9 protein-coding genes are annotated in these 7,332 nt (G+C 71.5%); 5 read left to right on the top strand and 4 right to left on the bottom strand.

Features of this window, described 5'->3' with window-relative positions:
- Positions 1-47 precede the first annotated feature (47 nt).
- A complete protein-coding gene (locus tag EHS43_RS32410) occupies positions 48-758 on the bottom strand; it encodes a DUF4328 domain-containing protein (protein WP_125194242.1) in 711 nt (236 codons plus the stop codon).
- Between the two features lie 193 nt (positions 759-951).
- On the opposite strand from EHS43_RS32410, the gene EHS43_RS32405 reads away from it, so the two are divergent.
- Both EHS43_RS32405 and EHS43_RS32400 read left to right on the top strand, forming a co-directional pair.
- Positions 952-1,347, top strand: a complete 396-nt coding sequence (locus tag EHS43_RS32405; RefSeq protein ID WP_125194241.1) for a luciferase family protein — start codon at positions 952-954, stop codon at positions 1,345-1,347.
- A gap of 39 nt (positions 1,348-1,386) precedes the next feature.
- A complete protein-coding gene (locus EHS43_RS32400) occupies positions 1,387-1,758 on the top strand; it encodes a DUF6479 family protein (protein WP_125194240.1) in 372 nt (123 codons plus the stop codon).
- Between the two features lie 42 nt (positions 1,759-1,800).
- On the opposite strand, the gene EHS43_RS32395 is transcribed toward EHS43_RS32400, so the two are convergent.
- Positions 1,801-2,268 carry a hypothetical protein gene (locus EHS43_RS32395; protein ID WP_125194239.1) on the bottom strand — a complete coding sequence of 156 codons (468 nt, stop codon included), beginning with the start codon at positions 2,266-2,268 and terminating at the stop codon, positions 1,801-1,803.
- A 149-nt stretch (positions 2,269-2,417) separates the two neighbouring features.
- Here EHS43_RS32395 and EHS43_RS32390 point away from each other — a divergent pair, with 149 nt between their 5' ends.
- Positions 2,418-2,876 carry a hypothetical protein gene (locus EHS43_RS32390; protein WP_125194238.1) on the top strand — a complete coding sequence of 153 codons (459 nt, stop codon included), beginning with the start codon at positions 2,418-2,420 and terminating at the stop codon, positions 2,874-2,876.
- A 52-nt stretch (positions 2,877-2,928) separates the two neighbouring features.
- Here EHS43_RS32390 and EHS43_RS32385 read toward each other — a convergent pair whose 3' ends face one another.
- On the bottom strand, positions 2,929-3,609 hold the full coding sequence (locus EHS43_RS32385; RefSeq protein ID WP_125194237.1) for a DUF6445 family protein: 681 nt from the start codon (positions 3,607-3,609) through the stop codon (positions 2,929-2,931).
- A gap of 251 nt (positions 3,610-3,860) precedes the next feature.
- Here EHS43_RS32385 and EHS43_RS32380 point away from each other — a divergent pair, with 251 nt between their 5' ends.
- Positions 3,861-4,622 (top strand): DUF4142 domain-containing protein, encoded by a 762-nt coding sequence (locus EHS43_RS32380; RefSeq protein ID WP_185806512.1) that lies wholly within the window; start codon positions 3,861-3,863, stop codon positions 4,620-4,622.
- 5 nt (positions 4,623-4,627) lie between these two features.
- Here EHS43_RS32380 and EHS43_RS32375 read toward each other — a convergent pair whose 3' ends face one another.
- Complete coding sequence (locus tag EHS43_RS32375; RefSeq protein ID WP_125194243.1) at positions 4,628-6,334, bottom strand: alpha-amylase family glycosyl hydrolase; 1,707 nt, start codon at positions 6,332-6,334, stop codon at positions 4,628-4,630.
- A gap of 259 nt (positions 6,335-6,593) precedes the next feature.
- On the opposite strand from EHS43_RS32375, the gene EHS43_RS32370 reads away from it, so the two are divergent.
- Positions 6,594-7,332 (top strand): hypothetical protein (locus EHS43_RS32370; protein WP_125194236.1); only part of this gene is annotated, 739 nt, incomplete at its 3' end.

The following is a 7,332-nucleotide window of genomic DNA, read 5'->3' as shown; positions in this document are numbered from 1 at the left end:
ATCCTGTGGGGTGGGGGGCTGTCACGTAGGCGCAACAGTAAGTGTCCTCAATCCCGATCAAACGCCCTGACGTCTTCCTTCAAAGGATCACCACCCGGCGTCCGCAACTGGGCGCCGATGTGCACAAGTTGTCCCCCGGTCAGGGTGCGGACCATGAGGATCGCGGCCACGGCCGCGCCGACCACGGCGAGGTCGGCGACCAGCAGCGTGGTCACGCCGTAGTAGGCGCGGGCGATGACGTCGTCGGTGTCGCCGTCGTACATCAGCCCCACCCCGGTGACCATGCCGACCAGCCACAGCGCCCACCACACGTTCACGACGGCGGGCAGCCTGCGGCCCGGGGCGCTCCTGTGGTGGATGTCGGCCACGATGCCGCGCGGGATCCAGAGGTTGGCGAGGGGCACGAACCAGGAGACGTAGACCCAGACGCCGGCATAACGCGGGGGCTCGCCGGACAGGGCCCGCGCGTTGTCCCGCATCCGCCCCAGCCAGCCGATGAACAGGGCCGCGCACAGCAGGGTCAGCAGGCTTCCGGCCCTGCTGACCAGGTGGTACGAGTCCTCCAGGGAGGTCAGCGGCCGGTGCCGGCCCTCGCCCTGGTCCGGCGGCCCCGAGGCGGGCTCCCCGGCCACCGCGAGCCGGACGTGCCACACGGCCCGCAGCGCCCAGGCCGCCCCGGCGAGCCCGAGCCCGGCGACGGCGAGCCGGGCGGAGACCCGCACCTCGCACAGAGCGGGCCGGACGACGTTCTCACTCACGGGGTCCTCCTTCGGAAGCGTTCTGGCACCCCGTCATCGTCGCGAACCCCGCGATCGGTTCACGCCGGGAGGACATGAGGACGGGCCCCGCACAGAGAGGTGCGCGCTCCCGGGCCCCGTCCGGCACCTCACGCCCCGGTTACGTTTCACTCAACCTCTGGTTGCCGAGCGGTGAGCGGGCGACGATGGGCCCATGACTCTGGCCGAGCGTGCCCTGGAGCGCCTGGAGACGTGGTCCGACCTCAGCACGGGCCTGCCCAGCTGCGGAGCGGGCCTGGCGCTGCGTTCCGCACACAGCGAGATCGTGCACTTCCACCCGGGCCGGGACGTGGATCTGCACCTGACCGAACCGGCCATCCGGCGGTTCCACGACGACCTCCAGGAGTCGACCGCCGTGCGGCTGCTGCCGGGCTCGCGCTGGGTCACCGTGCACCTCGACTGCGAGACCGACGTCGACCTGCTGATGAGCCTGGTCAGCATGGCGCTCAAGGCCCACCAGGCGGGTCCCCGGCCCGTCGGCCCGGCCGCGTGCAACTTCCACCGGGTCACGGTCGTCCCCCGGGACGTCTCCTTCGCGCCGCTCCGGTGACAATCGGCGACAACGGGGACAATCGGCGATAATCGGACCATGAGTACGACGACGTTTGTTCTGGCGGCCTCGTCGAGCGAAGTACTCAACGTGATCGCCGCCTTCGCAGGTGGGCTCCTCATCGCCGGCGCGCTGGTGTGGGCCGTGGTGTTCGGCATGCGGGTCCAGGACCGGGAGCTTCCACGGCCGCACAGTGACGAGCAGCCGCACCTCCCGGAGACCGGACCCGTCCGGGAGATGCGGGAGATGCGGGAGCCGGACGAGCTGCCGGTCCCCGACGAGGGGCAGGATCGGCTGATGCCGTACGAGCTCCATCACTCGGCGACCAGAACGGGAAAGGACCAGAAGCGCAAACGCTGGCTGCCCGGCTCCAGCGGCGGCTTCGGCAGCGGCGGCCTCGGGCACGTGTGACCCGGCCGGGCCCCGAGGGGCCCGGCGGGGCGTCCCGGCGGGTCAGACGTGCATGCCCGGCCGGTAGACCGCCAGTGCCCAGATGACGAAGAAGTCGATGCCGATCATGATGACCGACCACACCGGGGCGTAGGGCAGGAAGAGGAACTGGGCGAGCATGCTCAGCGAGGCGAGGAAGATGCCGGTCATCCGGGCCCAGGCCGCGCCCCTGAGGATGAAGGCGCCCGTGACGGCCGCGAGGGCGCCCAGGCAGAGCAGGATCACGCCCCAGCCGGTGTGGTTGATCTTGTAGACGTAGTCGCCGACCCGGGCCCAGACGTCGTCGTCCGCGAGCAGGGAGATGCCCTGGAGGATGGCGAGGAGGCCGTTCATCAGCATCAGCACGCCGGCGAAGACGACTCCGCCGGCGGCCCACGCGCTCTCGGTGGGCGTGGGGCCGAGGCCCGGTGCCGGGGTCGGGGTCCCCGTCGTTCCGGCGGACGACTGGGGGGCGTGCGGTTGCTGCGTCATGGCCGTGTTCCACCTTTCGTGGTCGATGTGCTTCGACCATCGGGTGCGGTGGGCCCGGCCACCACGGGAGTGGGCCGAACGGGTGACGCGGGGCGTGCGGGGACCGCGCGCGGCACCTTCACTGGAGGGACCTGCACCCGGGAGGCGAGATGACCCGCTGGACGACGGCCGCGCTGCTGACGGCCCTGGCCCTCACCGGCCTGACCGCCTGCTCGGACGGCGAGAACCCGTCATCCGTGGCGAGCAAGGTCGCGTCGGCGGCCTCCCGCGCCGGGGACGCGGTGGCGTCGGCGACGGCGGAGGCGGGCAGACGGTTCGACGACATCAGGAACGGCGTCGACGCCAAGGACGCCGTACGGCTCGGCCCGCCCGCGACCGCCTCCGACGGCCGTACGACGGTCGCGGTCACCGTCACCAACAGCGCGGGCTCGGCGAAGTCCTTCGCCGTCGAGGTCGACTTCACGGACCGGACGGGCAAGCTGCTGGACGTGGTGGTGCTGACGGTGCCGGACGTGCCGGCGGGCGGCACCGGGAAGGGCACCGCCCGCAGCACGCACGACCTGTCGGGGGACGTGCGGGCGAAGGTGTCCCGGGCGCTGCGCTACTGAGCCCCCGGGCCACCCGTCAGGCCCTCTGCCAGGCCACCCGTCAGGCCATCCGTCAGGCCATCCAGAAGAAGACTGCCGTCATCCGTTTCTCCTCCAGCGTGGCGCCGGAGTAACCGGTCGCGCTGTGCACGAGGTTGGCGTTGTAGAGGAGCAGCCGGTTGTACCGGTGCGGCACCCGTACGTCCTCCTCGAAGGCGTCGGGCGCGACGAACCGGGTGCCGAGGGCCTCGACGAGGTTGTTGTGCGGGGCCTGCACGACGTTGCCGCCGAGCCGCCCGCCGGGCAGGGACTGCCGGTAGAAGCTGGTGCCGCAGTCCTTGGGGACGCCGGGGTTGAGGTAGAGCACGGCGGCGTACCGGCACAGCGCGCGGGAGTCGGTGTGCGGCCGGGGCTCGCTCTCCCCCGCCCCGACGACCTGGACGCAGTTGTGGTTGAGGGTGCCGCCGCCGGGCGCCCGCTGCACCCACAGCCGCCCGGCCCCGGTCGCCCTGCGCACCACCTGCTCCACGCGGGCGAGTTCGGCGGGTTCGAGTCCGGGCATGGCCCGCAGCCCCGGCCAGGTCTCGGAGGTGTACGGATGTCCCCGCGCCCAGTCGTCCTTCGCGAGACAGCGTTCCCGTACGGCGTCGGCGTCCGGGAGCACGTCGTCGATCACCCAGTAGTCGCGGCCCTTGGTGGGCTTGCGGTACGGGAGGACGGGGAGGGACCGCTGCGACCGTTGTGGCATGGACATGCGGCGAATCTAGGTCCAGGTCCCGTCAGGTCTCTCCCGCGTTTTCGTCCGGAGTTCCCCGCGAACCGGTCAACGAACGGTCAACCGGTCCTGCCGGGCGCCGTGCTGACGGGGCGTGGTGTGAGCCCGGTCATTTCCGTAGGGGTGATGAACATCCACGCCCCGGCGTGCGTACTCCTGTGCGTCCGACCCGCCTCCTGGCGGGAAACCCCTACTGGGCAGGAGGCACGGTGCCACTCTCGCGCAACGCGATGGGAACGCTGGTCGTGGGCGGAGCCCTCACACTGACGCTGGGCGCGCTCGCGTACCCGTCCATGCTGGGTGTCAGCAAGGCAGCGACCGCGCAGGACAGAATCATCGCCCAGACGCAGTGGGGCCCGCTGACCGAGCAGGACCGGGACTTCGTCGTCAAGGTCCGGGCGGCCGGCCTGTGGGAGTACCCGCTCGGGCAGGTCGCCCTGCAGAAGGGGACGACCCCCGAGGTGAAGGAAGCCGGACGGCACCTCATCGACGGTCACGCGGCGCTGGACGACGCCTGCCGCAAGATCGCCCCGATGCTCAACATCACCATCCCGAACGTGGCGAGCCCGCAGCAGGTCGGCTTCGTGAACACCATCGAGTCGGCCAGCGGTCAGCAGTTCGACACGAACTTCGCCAACATCCTGCGCGTGACGCACGGTTCGATCTTCAACGCGATCGCGAAGATCCGCTCCACCACCAAGAACTCGCTGGTGCGGTCGCTGGCCGACATGGCCAACGACACCGTGCTCGACCACATGACGGTCATGGAGAAGACCGGCTTCGTCAACTTCGACCAGGCCCTCTTCATGCAGACCACTCCGCCGAAGCTGCCGGACACGGACCTGACTCCGCCCGCGCCGCAGCCCGGCGCACCGATGGTCGTGCTCACCCCGCCGGCCAACCCGACGTCGACGCCGCTCGGCATCCCCGGCGAGAACGGGAACGGCGCCCCCCCGGCCGCGGGCGCGACCCCGACGCCGACCGTCGGATAGACCTGCTAGCCGAGCCAGACCGTCGTGTCCGGTGCCAGCAGCCCGTCGTGGAGCGTGCTGCTGGCCAGCAGCACCTCCCCGGCCGGGAGCGGGACGGCGGTGTCCGACAGGTTGGCGACACAGCGCCAGCCCTCGTGGCGCACGAAGTCCAGCACGCCGTCCGGGGCCCCGTCGGTCCAGGTGAGCTCCTCCCCTTCGAGGAGCTTGCGGCGCAGGCGCAAGGCGCTGCGGTACAGCTCCAGCGCGGAGCCCTCGACACCGTCCTGGGCCTCGACGGCGTACTCGGCGAACCACTGCGGCTGCGGCAGCCAGGCACCGCCCGCGCCGAAGCCGTACGAGGGGCCGCTCCTCGTCCACGGCAGCGGCACCCGGCACCCGTCACGCCCCTTGCGGACCCGTCCCGTCTGCTCCCAGATCGGGTCCTGGAGCACCTCGAAGGGCAGCTCGGCGACCTCGGGCAGCCCCAGTTCCTCGCCCTGGTAGACGTACGACGATCCCGGCAGCGCCAGCATGAGCAGCGTGGCCGCGCGCGCCCGCCGCGCGCCGTGCGCGAGGTCGATGCCGGGTGCCCGGCCGCCGGACAGCAGCCAGGCGTTCTCGTCGGTGCCCGGCGGGAGCACGAGGCGGGAGGCATGGCGTACGACGTCGTGGTTGGAGAGCACCCAGGTGGCCGAGGCGCGGGCCGCGCGGGCGGTGGCGAGGGAGCCGGTGATGACCTGGCGCAGCTCGCCCGCGTCCCATCCCGCCTGGAGGTACTCGAAGTTGAAGGCCTGGCCGAGTTCGTCCGCGCGGGCGTACAGCGCGCGGCGGGCGTCCGGGACCCAGGCCTCGGCGACGGCCGTGCGGGGCGGGGTGTAGGAGTCGAGGACGGCGCGCCAGTCGCGGTAGATCTCGTGGACCTCGTCGCGGTCCCAGTAGGGGTGGTCGCCCGGCGGCAGGAGGTGCAGGGCCTCCTCCGCGACGCCGGGCAGGTCGCCGAGGTCGCGCAGCGGCTCGGTGAGGTCCTTGGCCAGCGCGTGCGCCACGTCCACGCGGAAGCCGTCGACCCCGCGGTCGGACCAGAAGCGCAGGGTGGTGCGGAAGTCCTCGCGGACCTCGTCGTGGGACCAGTCGAGGTCGGGCTGTTCGGGGGCGAACAGGTGCAGGTACCACTGCCCGTCGGCGACCCGCCGCCAGGCGCTGCCGCCGAAGACGGACTGCCAGTCGGTGGGCGGGAGTTCGCCGTGCGCGCCCCGGCCGTCGCGGAAGACGTACCGCTCGCGGGCCGCGGACCCGGGCCCGGCGGCGAGGGCCTCCTGGAACCAGGCGTGCTGGTGGGAGGTGTGGTTCGGGACGAGGTCGACGATCACCTTCAGGCCGAGCCGGTGGGCCTCGGCGACCATCGCGTCGAAGTCGTCGAGGGTGCCCAGACGCGGGTCGACGTCCCGGTGGTCGGCGACGTCGTAGCCGCCGTCGGCGAGTTCGGAGGGATAGAAGGGGCTCAGCCACAGGGCGTCGGCGCCGAGGGCGGCCAGGTGCGTCAGGCGCTCGGTGACGCCCCGGAGGTCCCCGAGCCCGTCCCCGTCGGCGTCGGCGAAGCTGCGGGGATAGACCTGGTAGACGACGGCCTGTCGCCACCAGTCCGGGTCGTTGCCGGAGAGGTCGGGCGAGGCGTCGGGCGTGGTGATGCGGGCGGTCACGCGGGCTCCTCTGCGATGCCGGTGCGGGTCCATGCCGTCCATGCGGTCCATGAAGGCGACAAAGGGGATATCTGTCCACGTCCCCGGAAAAGTGAACCCCGGGTTTTCCGGAGCGGTTCGTTCACGATGTGTCGAAATTGTGATGGCCGGCGAACAGCCCTTGTATCACCGCAGGTTGACAGCATTCAGCAAGGAGATCCACGATGTGCGGACACCGTGGCGCATGTGACCAATGGGCCCAGTGTTTCTGATGCTTGCTGTAACCACTCACTCTCATCCTGACGGGATACGTATGTCCATAGCGAGACGTGTCACCATGCGGCGCCTGTTGGGGACGGGCGCCGCGACGCTCGCCTTCTCCGCCGCCCTCGCCTCCGTCGCCTCCGCCTCCGACTGCCCCGGCGGCAAGGGCTGGGGCAACGGCGGCCACTACCAGCCGGGCACGGGCGCCGGCTCGAAGACCGAGACCGACCGCTGCGAGTTCTCCCTCGACGGGAAGAACTTCTACGCGTCCGTCAAGGTCGACGACCAGAACCTCAAGCCGGGCGACGACGGCAAGGTCCACGTCAAGGTCCGCGCGGCGGGCGACGCGTCCACCTGCACCGCCTCCCTCGCGTCCTACCTCGCGCACGGCCCGACGTTCGCCACCTCCGGTGAGCAGGTCTTCCACGACTTCGACACCGTGACCGTCAAGGCCGGCTCCGTCGACACCCTCGACGTCGCGATCCCCGACGCGGGCTGCTACGGCCAGGTCGACCTCTACCGTGGCAACACCAAGTTCGACGGCAAGCTCGACGCCAACGACGGTTTCACGCACGGCGACCTCCCCAAGGGCCCGGACCACCCGGTCATCAAGGACAAGCTGATCGCGGCCTGGAACGGCGGCACGAAGGACTGCACGACCACGCAGACCACGCCTCCGGCGACCCCGCCGGCCTCGGAGACCACTCCGCCGGCCTCGGAGTCGACCCCGCCGGCCTCCGAGTCCACCCCGCCGGCGTCCGAGAGCACGCCCCCGGCCTCCGAGACCC

It is taken from the genome of Streptomyces sp. RP5T, assembly GCF_003933965.1.
Taxonomy (GTDB): domain Bacteria; phylum Actinomycetota; class Actinomycetes; order Streptomycetales; family Streptomycetaceae; genus Streptomyces.
The sequence above is the reverse complement of the archived record's forward strand: the minus strand, read 5'-3'. Positions and strand labels throughout refer to the sequence as shown.

What these genes read in the sequence shown, in the direction of transcription:
- EHS43_RS32385 (WP_125194237.1), bottom strand. Translation starts at nt 3,609, where the DNA reads ATGTCCATGCCACAACGGTCGCAGCGGTCCCTCCCCGTCCTCCCGTAC.
- EHS43_RS32390 (WP_125194238.1), top strand. Translation starts at nt 2,418, where the DNA reads ATGACCCGCTGGACGACGGCCGCGCTGCTGACGGCCCTGGCCCTCACC.
- EHS43_RS32400 (WP_125194240.1), top strand. Translation starts at nt 1,387, where the DNA reads ATGAGTACGACGACGTTTGTTCTGGCGGCCTCGTCGAGCGAAGTACTC.
- EHS43_RS32375 (WP_125194243.1), bottom strand. Translation starts at nt 6,334, where the DNA reads ATGGACCCGCACCGGCATCGCAGAGGAGCCCGCGTGACCGCCCGCATC.
- EHS43_RS32405 (WP_125194241.1), top strand. Translation starts at nt 952, where the DNA reads ATGACTCTGGCCGAGCGTGCCCTGGAGCGCCTGGAGACGTGGTCCGAC.
- EHS43_RS32395 (WP_125194239.1), bottom strand. Translation starts at nt 2,268, where the DNA reads ATGACGCAGCAACCGCACGCCCCCCAGTCGTCCGCCGGAACGACGGGG.
- EHS43_RS32380 (WP_185806512.1), top strand. Translation starts at nt 3,861, where the DNA reads ATGGGAACGCTGGTCGTGGGCGGAGCCCTCACACTGACGCTGGGCGCG.